Origin of the sequence: Vibrio marinisediminis, from assembly GCF_014050145.1 — a bacterium.
Taxonomy (GTDB): Bacteria; Pseudomonadota; Gammaproteobacteria; order Enterobacterales; family Vibrionaceae; genus Vibrio; species Vibrio marinisediminis.
Genome location: NZ_JACFYF010000012.1, coordinates 65973 through 81596, shown reverse-complemented (window position 1 = coordinate 81596; position 15624 = coordinate 65973). Strand labels below are relative to the sequence as shown.

14 protein-coding genes are annotated in these 15624 nt (G+C 45.0%); 5 read left to right on the top strand and 9 right to left on the bottom strand.

Translation table 11 applies throughout. From position 1 onward, the window contains the following. Window positions 1–7 precede the first annotated feature (7 nt). The 5 genes from H2O73_RS16220 to rpsO form a co-directional block, all read right to left on the bottom strand. Complete coding sequence (locus H2O73_RS16220) at window positions 8–1351, bottom strand: MATE family efflux transporter (RefSeq protein WP_182110005.1); 1344 nt, start codon at window positions 1349–1351, stop codon at window positions 8–10. Between the two features lie 63 nt (window positions 1352–1414). Further along, the gene (locus H2O73_RS16215) at window positions 1415–1828 is read right to left on the bottom strand and encodes a MarR family winged helix-turn-helix transcriptional regulator (RefSeq protein WP_182109971.1); all 414 of its coding nucleotides are present in this window, start codon (window positions 1826–1828) and stop codon (window positions 1415–1417) included. An 85-nt stretch (window positions 1829–1913) separates the two neighbouring features. Next, the gene (gene nlpI, locus H2O73_RS16210) at window positions 1914–2825 is read right to left on the bottom strand and encodes a lipoprotein NlpI (protein ID WP_182109970.1); all 912 of its coding nucleotides are present in this window, start codon (window positions 2823–2825) and stop codon (window positions 1914–1916) included. Window positions 2826–3022: 197 nt separating this feature from the next. After that, window positions 3023–5152 carry a polyribonucleotide nucleotidyltransferase gene (gene pnp, locus H2O73_RS16205; protein WP_182109969.1) on the bottom strand — a complete coding sequence of 710 codons (2130 nt, stop codon included), beginning with the start codon at window positions 5150–5152 and terminating at the stop codon, window positions 3023–3025. A 301-nt stretch (window positions 5153–5453) separates the two neighbouring features. Then, window positions 5454–5723: a 30S ribosomal protein S15 gene (gene rpsO, locus H2O73_RS16200; protein ID WP_005598021.1), complete on the bottom strand. Its 270-nt coding sequence runs from the start codon at window positions 5721–5723 to the stop codon at window positions 5454–5456. Between the two features lie 245 nt (window positions 5724–5968). On the opposite strand from rpsO, the gene mtnN reads away from it, so the two are divergent. The 4 genes from mtnN (at window position 5969) to H2O73_RS16180 (ending at window position 9167) form a co-directional block, all read left to right on the top strand. Further along, entirely contained in the window at window positions 5969–6667 is a 699-nt protein-coding gene (gene mtnN / locus H2O73_RS16195) for a 5'-methylthioadenosine/S-adenosylhomocysteine nucleosidase (RefSeq protein ID WP_182109968.1), read from the top strand. Window positions 6668–6679: 12 nt separating this feature from the next. Continuing rightward, window positions 6680–7633, top strand: a complete 954-nt coding sequence (locus H2O73_RS16190) for a cobalamin biosynthesis family protein (protein ID WP_182109967.1) — start codon at window positions 6680–6682, stop codon at window positions 7631–7633. Next, entirely contained in the window at window positions 7633–8451 is an 819-nt protein-coding gene (gene btuF / locus H2O73_RS16185; RefSeq protein WP_182109966.1) for a vitamin B12 ABC transporter substrate-binding protein BtuF, read from the top strand. The genes H2O73_RS16190 and btuF overlap by 1 nt, the downstream gene beginning before the upstream one ends. Window positions 8452–8546: 95 nt before the next feature. Continuing rightward, on the top strand, window positions 8547–9167 hold the full coding sequence (locus tag H2O73_RS16180; protein ID WP_182109965.1) for a TRIC cation channel family protein: 621 nt from the start codon (window positions 8547–8549) through the stop codon (window positions 9165–9167). Window positions 9168–9230: 63 nt separating this feature from the next. Here H2O73_RS16180 and thrC read toward each other — a convergent pair whose 3' ends face one another. Genes thrC through thrA form a run of 3 tightly spaced genes read right to left on the bottom strand, consistent with a single transcriptional unit; the run spans window position 9231 to window position 13942 of the window. Beyond that, the gene (gene thrC / locus H2O73_RS16175; RefSeq protein WP_182109964.1) at window positions 9231–10514 is read right to left on the bottom strand and encodes a threonine synthase; all 1284 of its coding nucleotides are present in this window, start codon (window positions 10512–10514) and stop codon (window positions 9231–9233) included. Further along, window positions 10511–11467, bottom strand: a complete 957-nt coding sequence (thrB, locus tag H2O73_RS16170) for a homoserine kinase (protein WP_182110004.1) — start codon at window positions 11465–11467, stop codon at window positions 10511–10513. Before thrB ends, thrC begins: the two co-directional genes overlap by 4 nt. A gap of 15 nt (window positions 11468–11482) precedes the next feature. Beyond that, window positions 11483–13942: a bifunctional aspartate kinase/homoserine dehydrogenase I gene (gene thrA / locus H2O73_RS16165; protein ID WP_182109963.1), complete on the bottom strand. Its 2460-nt coding sequence runs from the start codon at window positions 13940–13942 to the stop codon at window positions 11483–11485. A 417-nt stretch (window positions 13943–14359) separates the two neighbouring features. Here thrA and H2O73_RS16160 point away from each other — a divergent pair, with 417 nt between their 5' ends. Beyond that, window positions 14360–14812: a ribonuclease regulator gene (locus tag H2O73_RS16160; RefSeq protein ID WP_182109962.1), complete on the top strand. Its 453-nt coding sequence runs from the start codon at window positions 14360–14362 to the stop codon at window positions 14810–14812. Window positions 14813–14828: 16 nt separating this feature from the next. Here H2O73_RS16160 and H2O73_RS16155 read toward each other — a convergent pair whose 3' ends face one another. Continuing rightward, window positions 14829–15314, bottom strand: coding sequence for a putative 4-hydroxy-4-methyl-2-oxoglutarate aldolase (locus H2O73_RS16155; RefSeq protein ID WP_182109961.1), 486 nt, complete (start codon window positions 15312–15314; stop codon window positions 14829–14831). Between the last annotated feature and the right edge of the window lie 310 nt (window positions 15315–15624).

Sequence of the window (15624 nt, the reverse complement as noted above, 5' to 3'; positions counted from 1 at the left end):
TGGCATATTAGCCTGCCACCGTCACAGGTTGTGTGGGTGGTAAAATCATCCGTTTTACATCTCTCCATAACATCCACATCACTACCAAGCTCAATGCAACATTAGAGAGTGGGTATGCGATCCAGATGCCCGGAATTCCCATCAGCTTCGGCATAATAAACAAGAAAGGCAATTGGATAACCATGTTACCCACAGTCACAAACATCGCCTTACTGCTCTTATTGATCGACTGGTAATAAGCGCCTGCAACCACTAAGAAGCCATCCAAGAACAACGCAAACATATGCAGACGAATACCAATCACCGCATTCTCCATTAACTGCTGATCACTCGCGTTAAATACCGAGACAAATTCACGTGGAAATAAGTTAAGGAGAATAATAAACAGCAAACCGCCAAGCACTGCACTGCCCATTGCAACACCCAATAGTTTGCGGATGTTATCTTGGTTACGAGCACCATGGTTATAACTCACTAGTGGCTGCATACCGTTGGCAATGCCTTCAACCACTAAATAATAAACCGTCACGATATAGCCCAAAATCGCGTATGCACCAATCAACACTGAGCTACCGTAATCGGAGAACAGACTATTGTGTAATGCGACCATCATCGAGCCATACGCATACATAAAGAAACTTGAGACACCGATGGCGGCAATCTGTGGGACTTCATTAACTTGCATGCGTAGGTCTTGCCAGTGCAAGCGCATTTTGGCTTTACTTGAGAAGAAATACCCAATACCTAAAACCGTAACCACCATTTGCGCCATTGCCGTCGCAATCGCCGCACCTTCTAACTCCCATCCCCACAAAGCAATGAAAATGTAATCGAGGATGATGTTCACCACCGCGCCAATCACCATCAACAAAGTCGCTAAGTTTGGGCTGTCATCGTTACGCAGCAGAAACGGGGCAGCAATCGACCCAAGCGAGAATACGCAAGCAAAGATAAGAATATGCAGGTATTGCGAGCCTAGCTCTAACACGCGCCCTTGCGCACCTTGCCACACAAGGAAACTGTCGGCGCACATATAGAGAATAAATGACACAATCGGCGCCAACAGTGCCAATAACAATAGGCCTGTTGCCAAGGTAACTCGCGCACCAGAAGAATTGCCCTCACCTTGTTTAATTGACGCTAACGCGCCAGTACCAACCCCCACAAGCATGCCGATACCAAGGATTGAACCTATCACAGGCCAAGCAACATTGATCCCCGCCAGACCATCCGCCCCCACGTAGCGTCCAATAAAGATCCCATCCACGACTTGATAAAGACCATTGACGAGCATCGCCGCCACGGTCGGTACCGCATATCGCCAAAACTGTTTATAAATAGATACTTGCATCTTCTCACCAAGCAATAATGCCATAAGGCACTAGTTAGCCATGCTAACTAAAATGATAAATTTTTATTTTTTAAGTGCTTTATTAAGCAACTCTACTAGCTGCTGCGCCTCTTGCTCATTGAGTTGAGCATTAAGATCACCAGCAATCTGCTGATACACCACACGTTCAAATGACATATTTTGAATCACCCAGTCAGTCAGAATGACTCGCTTAGCTCTCGCATCTTCCATGCAAGCAACGCGGCGCACTAAGTTTTTCTTTTCCAATCGAGCGACCATGTTTGAAGCTGATGGCTTCGTTACATAGAGTTCTTGAGCAAGATCGGTAATACGAATACCTTGCGGATACTGCTCAATCACTTTTAGATAATCGAACTCGTTGAAACTAAGCTGACACATAGGATCGTCATTGCCGTGCTGTCGCCACGCTTTTGAACAAAAGCGTTCTAAATCCATCAAGCTCTCTTCCAATTGCATAAAACGATCCATTAGTTAGCAAGGCTAACCATTTTAATGATTTTAAATAACTGTGCAATAAAAAACCACCCGAAGGTGGTTTTTCCTATTCTTGCTTCGCTTGTTCGAGCTTAGCTTTGGCTAACTGCTCTGCTTTCACTTGATTGAAAATCCGTGAGAGTTCAAGGAAGGAGTAACGATGCTCTACATATTCAAACACGTTAAATGAGATGGCAAGTTTGTACATTGAAATCGCACTCGCAAAGTCACCTTCATATTGATAACGCTTACCTAAATAGAAGTAGGCTTCTGTTAGACGCTGCGCCAGCACGGTATTGTCTCGTGTACCGGCAAAAATTGCTTTGAAAGTTTGCTCTTCTGATACTTCACCCAAGGTGAGTGCAACCAGTACCCAACCCCAATCATTGTCTCGCTGTTGATATAGCTTAAGCAAATCTTGGCGAGCCACTTGAGGTTCTTTTTCTAGTTTAATCAGATAAAGCCATAGCGCTCGGAATGGGTCACTTGAGTCTTCAGCAAAATGCGCTTCCATATCTTCCAAAGCAAGGTCGATACGGTCACCATAATAGAGTGCAATCGCGCGGTTGCGCACCGCATAAGAGTTTTCTGGGTTGAGGTCTAACGTTGAATCAAATGCTTCGTATGCCGCATCAAACTCACCAATTTGGGTGTAGTAAACACCAAGCAAATTAAACAATTCTGACTGAGCAGGATTCAATTTAAGTGACTGACCATAGTCCAAACGAGCTAAGTCACGCAGACCAACACTGTCATAATAGTTGCCGCGTTCATAGAGCATTTTCGCGCGCAGTTCGTCAGAAAGGTTAGTGCGAAGGAGTAGTTGAGACAAACGCGCAATCTGTACCTCTTGCTGCATACTCGCTTGCAGCGGCACCGCCATTGGTGGATAAAACCACTGCTGTTTATCCGCTGTTGACGCACACCCTGTTGCAATCAACATACTTAAGCCAAGCGTTACGGTTTGAAACCATTTCACAAATACATACTCCTGTTACTGACTTATGATGAGAGCATTCCCCAACAACTGCATCTTTTAGTTTAGACGATCAGCATCGTTGGCTTTCTCATTACCAAATTTGACGCTTTAGATGGGTTTCATCCAGCATAAAAAAAGGGAGCTCACAGCTCCCTTTATAGCATGCTTTTAGCCCACTAGGCTAATAGGATACTTGATTACTCAGCGTCAGCCGCTGGCTTTTCAGCTTCTTCTGCTGGCTTTTCAACCGCTTCTTTCATGCTTAGACGAACGCGGCCTTGGCGGTCAATTTCAAGTACTTTAACTTGAACTTCTTGACCTTCAGCTAGGTAATCAGACACTTTCTCAACACGCTTGTCAGAGATTTGAGAAATGTGTACTAGACCATCTTTACCAGGAAGAATTGTTACGAACGCACCGAAGTCCGCTAGACGTGCAACTTTACCAGTGTAGATACGACCTACTTCAACTTCAGCAGTGATCTCTTCGATACGGCGGATAGCTTCTTTTGCTGCAGCGCCTTCAGTTGCTGCAATCTTGATAGTACCGTCATCTTCGATTTCGATTGTAGTACCAGTCTCTTCCGTTAGAGCACGGATTACTGCACCACCTTTACCGATAACATCTTTGATCTTCTCAGAGCTGATCTTCATCATGTAGATACGTGGAGCGAATTCAGAGATCTCTTCACGAGCACCAGAGATAGCTTCATCCATTACAGAAAGGATGTGCTTACGTGCACCTTGCGCTTGGTTAAGAGCAATTTGCATGATCTCTTTAGTGATACCTTCGATCTTGATGTCCATTTGAAGCGCAGTGATACCAGCGTTAGTACCTGCTACTTTAAAGTCCATGTCACCTAGGTGGTCTTCGTCGCCAAGGATGTCAGAAAGAACAACGAAATCGTCGCCTTCTTTAACAAGACCCATTGCGATACCAGCAACAGAAGCTTTGATTGGCACACCAGCGTCCATAAGCGCTAGAGAAGTACCACATACAGAAGCCATTGAAGATGAACCGTTAGATTCAGTGATTTCCGATACAACACGGATTGTGTATGGGAATTCTTCAACTGATGGCATTACTGCTGCAATACCACGTTTTGCTAGTTTACCGTGACCGATTTCACGACGCTTAGGAGAACCTACAAAACCAGTTTCGCCAACACAGTATGGAGGGAAGTTGTAGTGTAGTAGGAAGTGATCTTTACGCTCACCCGTTAGCTCGTCGATGATTTGTGCATCACGTTGCGTACCTAGAGTCGCCGTTACGATTGCTTGCGTTTCGCCACGAGTAAATAGTGAAGAACCGTGAGTACGTGGAAGAACACCAGTACGTACATCTAGTGCACGAACCATGTCTTTTTCACGACCATCGATACGTGGGTGACCCGCGATGATGCGGCTACGTACAACTTTCTTCTCTAGAGAACCTAGCATACCGCGGATTTCGCGCTCATCTAGGTTTTCGTCTTGTGCTAGCAGCGCTGCAACAACATCGCTCTTGATTGCGCCAACTTGCTCGTAACGAGCCATTTTTTCAGTGATTTGGTACGCTTCAGATAGACGCGCTTCACCAAGATCAGCAACAAGAGCTTTAAGCTCAGTGTTTACTGCTGGCGCTTCCCAATCCCATGCTGGAGTTGCGACTTCAGCTGCAAACTCATTGATTGCATTGATAACAACTTGTTGTTGATCGTGACCAAATACCACTGCAGAAAGCATTTCTTCTTCAGTTAGGTTATCAGCTTCTGACTCAACCATTAGTACTGCGTTTTCAGTACCAGAAACCACTAGATCTAGTTTAGATGTAGCAAGTTCAGTCATGCTTGGGTTAAGCACTAGTTGACCATCGATGTGACCTACACGCGCAGCACCGATAGGACCATTAAATGGAAGACCAGAGATAGCTAGTGCAGCAGAAGTACCGATCATTGTTACCATGTCAGGCTGAACGTTAGGGTTCACCGACATAACTGTTGCAATGATTTGCACTTCGTTTTTGAATGCAGATGGGAATAGCGGGCGAATCGGACGGTCGATTAGACGAGCCGTTAGAGTTTCACCTTCAGAAGGGCGACCTTCACGCTTGAAGAAACCGCCAGGGATTTTACCAGCTGCGTAAGTACGCTCTTGGTAGTTCACTGTTAGTGGGAAGAAGTCTTGACCTTCAACCGCTTCTTTCTTACCTACTACAGATACGAATACCGCAGTATCATCCATAGTAACCATTACTGCTGCAGTAGCTTGACGTGCGATAACGCCAGTTTCTAGAGTAACCGTGTGGTTACCGTACTGGAACGTTTTAACAACTGGTTTTTCGAACATTGTTATTCCTTGTACTCGACGTAAGCCGAGACTAAGTTAAGTAAAAACCCAAAACATTACGAATCGCGACTAGTAAAAAGGCACTGCGGAACCGCTCAATGACTTTTGAATAGTCGCGACCTGTTGGCCGACATCGGTGACTGTAATGAGATGAGTCATCTAGTTTTATTGTGGCGTCTGCAGTAACAACTGTTTTAGCCGGACAGTAGTATAAACTACTTAGAGGAGTTTTGGCGATTTTAGCCAATAAAAAAAGGGGCACTAGGCCCCTTTTTTACAAACTGTTCTATGCAGCCGCTAATTAGCGACGTAGGCCTAGACGTTTGATTAGATCTTGGTAACGAGCAAGGTTTTTACCTTTCAAGTAGTCAAGAAGCTTACGACGGCTAGAAACCATACGTAGAAGACCACGACGGCTGTGGTGATCGCCTTTGTGAGCTTTGAAGTGACCTTGTAGGTGGTTGATAGAAGCAGTTAGTAGTGCTACTTGAACTTCTGGTGAACCAGTGTCGCCTTCAGATTGTGCGTATTCTGCAACGATTGCTGCTTTAGTTTCTGCATTCAGAGACATAATTCTCTCCTAATAAGAGTAGGTTTAAAGTTGTAGCAGCCAATCTCTGATTCAGCCGCTACGCGAAGCGCGGATTATAGGGGAATCATTGCCCTATAGCAACAGCAATTTGGTTAAGCATTTGCTCAACTCTGTGCTGAATTTACTCAGCACATCATAGTGAGCGCATCGATAAGGAGTACCTGCCTTTGATGCTTCATGATAAACTTTTGCCACTTAATTTATTACTACAGGTTTAAGCCAACATGAAAATCGGCATTATCGGCGCGATGGAACAAGAAGTTGCCATCTTGAAAGATTCAATCAACAACTGCCAAGAAGTTAAAAAAGCAGGTTGTACTTTCTTCTCTGGTCAACTTAATGGCGTTGATGTGGTACTACTGCAATCAGGTATTGGTAAAGTAGCTGCTGCGATTGGCACCACGATTTTACTTGATGAATACCAGCCTGATGTAGTGATCAATACGGGCTCTGCTGGCGGTTTTGATTCTAGCCTAAACCTAGGTGATGTGGTTATTTCTACTGAAGTACGCCACCACGATGCCGACGTTACAGCGTTTGGTTACGAAATGGGGCAAATGGCTCAACAACCTGCCGCTTTCATTGCAGACGCAAACCTAATGAGCGTGGCAGAACAAGCACTCGCTCAAATGGAAGACAAGCACGCTGTGCGCGGTCTGATCTGTACTGGTGATGCATTCGTCTGCACGGCTGAGCGTCAAGCGTTTATCCGTACGCACTTCCCTTCGGTTATTGCTGTAGAGATGGAAGCATCAGCAATCGCGCAAACGTGTCACCAATTCAAGGTACCATTTGTCGTTGTTCGTGCAATTTCTGACGTTGCAGATAAAGAAGCCACTATGAGCTTTGACGAATTCCTACCTCTAGCAGCCCAAAGCTCTTCAGAGATGGTGATTAAGATGGTTGAACTGCTAAAGGCATAATAATCAAACATCATGGAAGAACTCTTTAACCAACTGTTCGCTAATGGTGCGCTCCTCGTTATGTGGGGTGCACTAATCTGTCATTGGGTTCTTCCTTTTCCTCGCGAAGCCCACCCCGCAACGTTATGGCGTAAATTTGCTGAGTTACTAGCAAATAAAGTCAATGTGCCAGCCAACTATTCACAAAGCCTTATTTCTGGCACGCTCGCATGGCTATTGATGATGCTGCCGATGTTATGTGTTCTTTGGGCGCTTGAAGCTTTGGTTTGGCAACCTCTGTTGTATCAACTTGCGTTGTTATTGCTGGCTCTTGATTGGCGTAACAATGAAAAATTTGCGCATCAATTTACCCACCAGCTTGCCGAAGAAAACACTCAAGCGGCGAAAAAGCTACTCGCGCCTTTGGTCAATCGCTCAACCGAGACTCTCTCACTACTCGGGCTAGGCAAAGCAGGCTGCGAAACGTTAATCATGCGTTATGGTCGCAATGTGGTCGCGGTACTATTTTGGTATGGCGTCGCTGGCGGTATAGGCGCCTTTATGTATCGAATGGCCATGGAGCTTGCTCGCGCATGGTCACCTTCCCGCTCGCAATTTCTTCCATTTGGGCTACCCGCAATAAGAGTTCTGGCACTACTGGATTTTGTTCCACTACGATTGTTCGCTTTGATGCTGATCCTAGGTCAACGCGCCAAAATCTGTCTGCAATTAATTAAGCAACAAACCGCATCTTGGCCCTTACCTGGACCTGCGTGGTTATTAGTCACCGCTGGTGGAAAACTGGAACTTTCACTTGCGGGTCCCGCGATTTATGAAGGTAAAAAAGCCGTTCGAGCCAAACTTGGCGGACGAATTGCCCCTGCCGCTATTCACTTCGCTCAACTACGTAAACTGCTTGCTGGGCGTTTATGGCTTTGGGTACTCCTACAAAGCCTCATCATGGGCGCTATCTACCAAGGACTATAATGTTTAGATTGGGTCTATTACTCTCTATTGTAAGTTTCACACTACATGCGCAAACGATTGAGCGAGTCATCTCTCTTGCGCCTTCTGCAACTGAATTAGCTTATGCTGCTGGGCTTGGTGACAAACTGGTGGCGGTCAGTGAACGCAGTGATTACCCCGAATTTGCCACTAAACTTGAAAAAGTCGCGAATTACCAAGGTATTAATATCGAACGAATCATCACTCTACAACCCGATCTTATTATTGCTTGGCCCGCAGGTAACCCAGCCAAAGATTTAGCTAAACTGCGCCAATTTGGCTTTAACATCTATGACTCTAAAGCCGCATCCCTAGCCGACATTGCCAACAACATTGAACAGCTAAGCCAATACTCGGACGACCCATCGAAAGGTCAATCCGCGGCGAATAATTTTCGCAATCAACTTAAGCAATTAAAACAAAAATATAATACCGAACAATCGGTAAGCTACTTCTATCAACTGAGTGAAAAACCCATTATTACCGTAGCGAAAGGGCATTGGCCGAGTGAAGTATTTACCTTCTGTGGTGGCAAGAATGTCTTCGCCAATAGCTCAGCACCTTACCCTCAAGTGGGCTTAGAGCAGGTTATTTTAGCCAACCCTGAGGTGATTTTTACCTCTCGGCACGCCATAGAGAACGGCAGTATGTGGCAGCCATGGCATGAACAGCTACAAGCGTTACAGAAAAAGCAGATGTGGACGCTCAATTCAGATTGGATTAATCGCCCAACACAGCGAACTTTACGGGCCATCACTCAAGTTTGTGAGCTCTTCGAAACAGTGAGACAAAAGCGTTAACGGTTGCCCAATTTTTCTCGTACTATTCGGCGCCGTTTTTATATCGTGCATTGGAATAACACCATATTCATTATAAATATTGAGATCCTAACGACATGGATTCCTTGTTAATTTATCTAATTGACCTTTTTGGTACGGCAATCTTTGCCATTTCTGGGGTACTTCTAGCTGGTCGTTTAAAAATGGACCCGTTTGGAGTGATTGTTCTCGGCAGTGTCACCGCAATTGGAGGTGGCACCATTCGAGATATGTCATTAGGCGCAACGCCAGTATTTTGGATCACAGATACCAACTATTTATGGGTAATCTTCATTACCTGTGTCGCCACAATGTTGATCGTCCGCCGACCTAAACGTCTTGCTTGGTGGATACTGCCCGTCTGCGATGCTGTCGGTCTTGCGGTATTTGTCGGTATTGGTGTGGAAAAAGCGATGATGTTCCAAGACTCCGCGTTAGTCGCGATCATCATGGGTGTGATCACCGGTTGTGGTGGCGGGATCATTCGCGACGTGTTGGCTCGTGAAGTGCCAATGGTGTTAAGAAGTGAAGTTTATGCCACCGCTTGTATCCTTGGTGGCGCTTGCCACACCAGTGCTCTATTGATGGGGTGCAGCAACGATACCGCTTTCTTAGTTGGGGTATTCTCAACACTATTCATTCGCTTAGGCGCGATACGTTGGCATCTTTCTTTGCCAATTTTTGCTTTGAATCGTTAATTCACAAGTAAATATAAGCAATAAAAAAGGTCGCCAAGGCGACCTTTTCAACACAATAAATCACTATTTTTGAGCGCGACGTAATACCTGTTTTAACGCTTCAAAATCATTGGCTAAATCTTCTGATAGCAGTTCCAGTTTGGCATGCTTTGCTAATGGTGCTGGTAATTCAATATCAGTCCCCAGAATATCATCCACCACTTCTTTAAACTTAGCTGGGTGAGCCGTACATAGGAACAAGCCAGTTTCACCCTCTTGTAACTGATCTTCCAGTAAACGGTAAGCAATCGCGCCATGAGGCTCACACAAATAACCTAACTGGTTCAGCTCACGCACTGAATCTGCGCTCTGCTCATCGGTTACCGCACCTTTACCTAAGGTATCTAAGCCCCAACCTTTAAGTTGGCATAGCTCTTCAATGCGTGGCCAGTTATTCGGTTGGCTTACATCCATCGCGTTAGAAGTGGTTGCTACTGTAGGTTTTGGATCCCACTGACCCGTTTCAAGGTAACGAGGAACGGTATCGTTAGCATTGGTTGCCGCGATAAAGCGCTTAATAGGTAACCCCATCGCTTTTGCCAGCAAACCTGCCGTCAGGTTACCAAAGTTACCACTTGGTACTGAAATAACGAGGTTTTCGCGTTGTGCTTTGGTTAGCTGAGAAGCGGCTTCAAAGTAGTAACAAATCTGCGCCATTAAACGGCTGATATTGATTGAATTGGCAGAGTTAAGACCAATCTCTTCACGTAGTGCCGCATCATCAAATGCTTGCTTCACTAATGCCTGACAAGCATCAAAGTCACCATCAATCGCCACAGTGTGAATATTCTTACCTAATGTACAGAACAGCTTTTCTTGTAGAGGGCTGATTTTGCCTTTCGGGTACAAAATCACGACGTTGATATCTTCCATGCCATAGAAAGCATGTGCAACCGCGGCGCCAGTATCTCCGGAAGTTGCAGTTAAAATGGTGATTTTGCCGCCATTAGAGACTGCATTCAAAGATTGCGCCATAAATCGACCACCAAAATCTTTGAATGCTAATGTTGGTCCATGGAACAACTCAAGCGCATACACACCTGATTTTACTTGCTTGATTGGCGCTGGGAACTGAAACGCAGCATCAATCATTGAATTCACTTGTTCAGATGAAAGCTCATCTCCGATCAGCGCCGATAAAATCTTGGTACTACGCGAGATAAAGTCTTCACCTAATAGCGCATCAACATCATCAAACTGAGGCAGTTGAGATGGAAAAAATAGACCTTGATTACGACCTAACCCTTGGCGAACCGCTTGGCCAAAGGAGACTTGCTCATCATTTTCTTTTATATTGTACAGCTTCATAGCTCACTTCCTGTCACTTTCGAACCTTGCTTATCTAAACGACAAACATGAACGAATCCTTCTTCATTTTGTACGTAATTTTGTTCAAGCCATCGAGCCACACGCTCAGCAATATCTTTCTCTTTACAGATACTAAATAACGTTGGTCCACTACCCGAAATGCCGGTAGCTAATGCCCCTGCCGAATTCGCATATTGGCGCGCATCCGCAAAACCAGGTAGCAGTTTCTCACGATACGGTTCTGCAATCACGTCTTTGATCATTTTTGCAGCAAGTTCTGGCTGGTTAGAATGACAAGCATGAACGAAACCGGCTAGGTGACGACCATGGGCAATCACATCTTGACGACGATATTGTGCTGGCAAAATTGAACGCGCTTCTGCAGTAGAAACCTTAATACCAGGATAAGCCATTACCCAGTACCATTCATCAAAGCAAGGCACCTCTTGGCTGATAATGCCTAGCTCTTCTAGCATCAATTGCAAACCACCGAGATAACAAGGGGCAACATTATCGTAGTGAATACCACCAGATATTTGCCCTTCCATCTCCCCCATTAAAGCCAATAGCTCTGTTTCATCTAGTGGCTCGCCATGGAATCGGTTTAATGCGTCAAGCGCCGCGACGATAGAACATGCACTAGAGCCTAAACCCGAGCCTATCGGCATGTTTTTCTCTAATGTCATCGACAGCGGTAGCAACTCTTGACCTTTTCTATCCAACTCACGAGCAAATACACGCCAGCAATCAAAGACAATGTTTTCTTTCGGGTCACTCGGCAATTTAGCAACAAAGCGACCTGCAGTATTCAAACTAAATGGCTGATCACCTTTGCTCACGAGCACACGGTCACCCAGCAAGGTGCCATCAATTGGGGAAACTGCCGCCCCCAATACATCAAAACCAACGCTCACATTACCAATTGAAGCAGGTGCGTAAACCGCGACATCCATACCACGACTCATTCGTTATACCCCCAACTTCCAGCCAAGTGTACGCATCACATCAGCAAATACGCCTGCCGCCGTCACTTCAGCACCCGCACCGTAACCACGAAGTACCAATGGGATCGGGTTATAATAGCGGCTATAAAATGCTAATGCGTTCTCACCATCTTTGATCTTAAACATTGGGTCATTCTCATCGACAGCAGCGATACTGACGCGGCATTGCCCATCGGCAATCTCACCAACAAATCGTAGAACTTTGCCTTCTTCGCGAGCTTGCGCAGCAAGATCTTGGAAGTAAGCATCCGCTTCAGGTAAACGTTGCATGAACTCTTCAACACTACCTGAATCATCAAAACCAGGTGGTAGGGCTTGATCAACAATCACATCTTCTAGCTCTAGAGCCATGCCCGCTTCACGTGCAAGAATCAACAGCTTACGCGCAACATCCATACCGGATAAATCATCACGAGGGTCCGGCTCAGTAAAGCCATTATCTTTGGCGATATTGGTTGCTTGGCTCAGAGTCATACCTTCATCCAGTTTGCCGAAGATATAAGAAAGTGAACCCGACAAAATACCAGTAAAGCGCTCTAGTTCATCACCCGCAGAAATGAGGTTCTGTAGGTTTTCAATCACCGGTAGACCTGCACCTACCGTTGTTTCATACATCAACTTACGACGTGAGCTGCGCGCAACATTACGCAGTTGGTGGTAGTAAGACATGCTGGCAGTATTGGCTTTCTTGTTTGGTGTCACCACGTGGAAGCCCGCCGCCAAAAAGTCCGCGTAGTGATTAGCAATCTCTTCACTAGATGTGCAGTCGACCAATACTGGGTTAATAATATGGTTACGTTGCACTAAAGAAGTTAGGCTGGCTAAACTAAATGGTTCAGAAATGCCACTTAGGCGGTCACGCCAATGCTCTAAAGGTAAGCCAGCCCCATCAAGCAATACCCCTTTACTGTTGGCTAAGCCACAGACTCGTAGAACAATGCCTTTCTCTGCCAGTTTTGGTTGTTGACGTTGAATTTGATCAACCAATTCGCCACCAACACCACCCACACCCACAACAAACACATCAAGGAAGTGCTTAGAATTAAATAGATTTTCATGACATGCTTTGATTGCTTCGGAGATCTTATCCTCTGGAATCACCGCCGAAATAGCACGTTCAGACGATCCTTGAGCAATAGCGACGATGTTTACGTTCACTTGTGCCAATGATAAGAAGAACTGAGATGCTACACCACGAGATGTGCGCATGCCGTCACCAACTAAAGTAACAATAGCAACATCATTGATGTACTCCACAGGTTCGAGTAAGCCATCTTTGAGTTCTAGTTCAAACGCCTCTTTTAGTGCTTGGGCAGCAAGCGGCTGATCTTGCGCTTCAATACAGAAGCTGATGCTGTACTCTGAAGAAGATTGAGTAATAAGAACAATTGATACACCGGCTGACGACATGGCGCCAAACACGCGACTTGCCATACCAACCATGCCCTTCATACCCGGACCAGAAACGTTAACCATAGTGAGGTTGCTGAGAGTCGTAATGCCCTTAATCGCCAGTTTGTCTTCACCGGTATCTTGACCAATCAGCGTACCAGCCCCTTGTGGGTTGAAGCTGTTTTTGATTAAGCATGGAATATGAAATTGAGCGATCGGTGCGATCGTTTTTGGATGAAGGACGGAAGCGCCAAAGTAAGACAGCTCCATTGCTTCTTGATAACTCAATGACTTCAATAAACGCGCATCGGCAACCAAGCGAGGGTCACAGTTATACACGCCATCGACGTCAGTCCAAATTTCACAACATTCAGCGCGCAAACAAGCTGCAAGTACTGCGGCTGAATAGTCAGAGCCATTACGTCCTAAAGTAACCAACTCACCTTTTGAATTTCCCGCAGTGAAGCCAGGCATGATATTCACATGCCCTTGCGGCAGTGGTTTAACGCGGAAGTTTTCAGTCGAAAGTTCAACATCAACCATTGCTTCAAGGTAATCGTCTTGGGCTCGTAAATATTGAACCGGATCAATCAGGCTGGCTGGTTGCCCTTTCGCTTCAAGAACCGCTTTCATCAATTGAATGGAAACGCGCTCGCCTTTACTGATGATTCGGGCGTTGACATTGTCAGGACACATTCCCAATAAGCCAATGCCATGCACAAATTGGCGCAGTTGCGACAATGATGTTTTAACTTGGTGGTTATAACCATTACCATCGATATCAGGTAATACTTGTTTAATCTCTTCAAATAAATCGCGGAACAAATCCTCGATTTCAGCAATTTGTAATTCGGCATCACTTCCTTTTAAAGCAGCCTCAATAACCGCAACAAGTTTGTTGGTCGTTTTTCCTGGTGCTGACAGCACCACCGCGACTTCTTCTTGTTGTGCATTGTTGGCAATAATATCTGCCGCTCTTAAAAAGCGATCAGCATCTGATAGTGATGATCCACCAAATTTTAAAACTCGCATCCATTCCTCCGAATTCTCTTTCAATAGGTATAAAAAAAGGCCTGTTCCATTTGGGATACAGGCCTTCTTTTTAATTTTTTACGCTTAGCAGCCTGCCCCAACGCGTATATTGTCGGTAATAATAATGGTTGTGGTCATTACGTTCAGGCTGTCAGTGTACATAAATAAATCGCTGATATTTGTTTGCTTACCCTTACGTTTACCTTACTTTCCAACATTTAGTCAACGAAAACTTTGTTTTTTATGCTGATAAGTTATGCACAACGGAGAGTTTAACAAGCACAAGTAGAACGAAAATAGAACTGATATAGCAGTTTTGATCTTAAATAGTTAAAAAATACGACTAGTTCTTAAGTTTTATGCTTTAATTGTCGATGCAGTGGTGAAATCAATACATCCAATGGATTGGGGCGGCTTATGAGAAAAATAATTAGCCTTATTCTTACCCTTGTAAGTTGCGGGGTTAGCGCAGCCGATCTTCCTACACTGCCCTCTCAACAATCAAGCACCCCACACCGACTATTTATTTCCAGCGAGAATAATCAACGTAGTTTCGATTCATGGACCATTGATAGTGGTTATGCCTACAACGTCTTTGATAAAGTTGATATCTATGTCGGTACACGCTTTGACAATAAAAAAGAAAGCAGCTTTCTGAGCGGGTTAAGCTATCAAGTTTCCCCGCGCTTATCGGTTAAGAGCTCTTTCCATTCATACACTGATGAAGAAGCGCCTAAAGGACAAGAAACCGGCATCGCGGCGGAAGTATCAAGTCGAGTGCATTTGACGGAACATTTGGATTTGCATGCCACTCTCGACTATCAAGAATGGCAGCAAGGTTTTGAGGTGGGTATTGGGTTTCGCTTCTAGCAAGTTTTTACTGGCATTAACTCCAATCGAGTAACTTACTCGACGTCAAAACACCATTCCAATCAGCATAGATATAATCACCCGGTTGAATCATTTGATTTTGAATCGTGAGCATCACGTTCACTTCACCAACACCACGCTTCTCTGTCTTAAATGGGCAAGTACCAAGGGCTTGAACACCGATATCCATCTGCGCCATCATCCCAGCATCACGGATCGCACCATTAATGATGATCCCTTCCCAATGGTTTTCTATTGCAAGGATCGCCAGTTGGTCCCCCAATAAAGCTCGCTGACAAGAACCGTTGCCATCGACCACCAAAACTTTACCTCGACCATTTTGTCCAAGTACTTCACGTACTTTAGAATTATCGTGATAACAGCGCACTGTGACGATCTCTCCCCAAAAAGCACTTCTCTGACCAAAGTTACTAAGTGGTAAACTTACGTAAGTTACGTGACCTTCAAACTTGTCACAAATGTCAGGGGTTATGTCTTCCATGTCTTCCTCCGTGAACTAAATATTAAATTCCTTATCTGCTCCTATGCACCATTCCCCTAGGTTATTTTTTGCTCAACTTCGATTGGTAAGATAACAAGTTTAGATCTTTATCTTGAGCAAAGTAGATAGCATTCTGCTGATATTTTTGGGTAAGCTCAATAGCTAAAGGTCGTGAGTTTTTGCTGGTAAAACTTGATATAGCCCACGAAAACAGACCATTTCCGCCCTGAGCACTCCATGTTTTTATTTGCGCTTGATCACACTGCAAACATCTATTTATTATAATATTTTTCCTACATTGCCGACGTTA

Coding starts and splice junctions, on each gene's coding strand:
- H2O73_RS16220 (WP_182110005.1), bottom strand. CDS start 1,351: ATGCAAGTATCTATTTATAAACAGTTTTGGCGATATGCGGTACCGACC.
- thrB (WP_182110004.1), bottom strand. CDS start 11,467: ATGGATGTCGCGGTTTACGCACCTGCTTCAATTGGTAATGTGAGCGTT.
- mtnN (WP_182109968.1), top strand. CDS start 5,969: ATGAAAATCGGCATTATCGGCGCGATGGAACAAGAAGTTGCCATCTTG.
- thrA (WP_182109963.1), bottom strand. CDS start 13,942: ATGCGAGTTTTAAAATTTGGTGGATCATCACTATCAGATGCTGATCGC.
- btuF (WP_182109966.1), top strand. CDS start 7,633: ATGTTTAGATTGGGTCTATTACTCTCTATTGTAAGTTTCACACTACAT.
- H2O73_RS16160 (WP_182109962.1), top strand. CDS start 14,360: ATGAGAAAAATAATTAGCCTTATTCTTACCCTTGTAAGTTGCGGGGTT.
- rpsO (WP_005598021.1), bottom strand. CDS start 5,723: ATGTCTCTGAATGCAGAAACTAAAGCAGCAATCGTTGCAGAATACGCA.
- H2O73_RS16155 (WP_182109961.1), bottom strand. CDS start 15,314: ATGGAAGACATAACCCCTGACATTTGTGACAAGTTTGAAGGTCACGTA.
- H2O73_RS16215 (WP_182109971.1), bottom strand. CDS start 1,828: ATGCAATTGGAAGAGAGCTTGATGGATTTAGAACGCTTTTGTTCAAAA.
- H2O73_RS16190 (WP_182109967.1), top strand. CDS start 6,680: ATGGAAGAACTCTTTAACCAACTGTTCGCTAATGGTGCGCTCCTCGTT.
- thrC (WP_182109964.1), bottom strand. CDS start 10,514: ATGAAGCTGTACAATATAAAAGAAAATGATGAGCAAGTCTCCTTTGGC.
- H2O73_RS16180 (WP_182109965.1), top strand. CDS start 8,547: ATGGATTCCTTGTTAATTTATCTAATTGACCTTTTTGGTACGGCAATC.
- pnp (WP_182109969.1), bottom strand. CDS start 5,152: ATGTTCGAAAAACCAGTTGTTAAAACGTTCCAGTACGGTAACCACACG.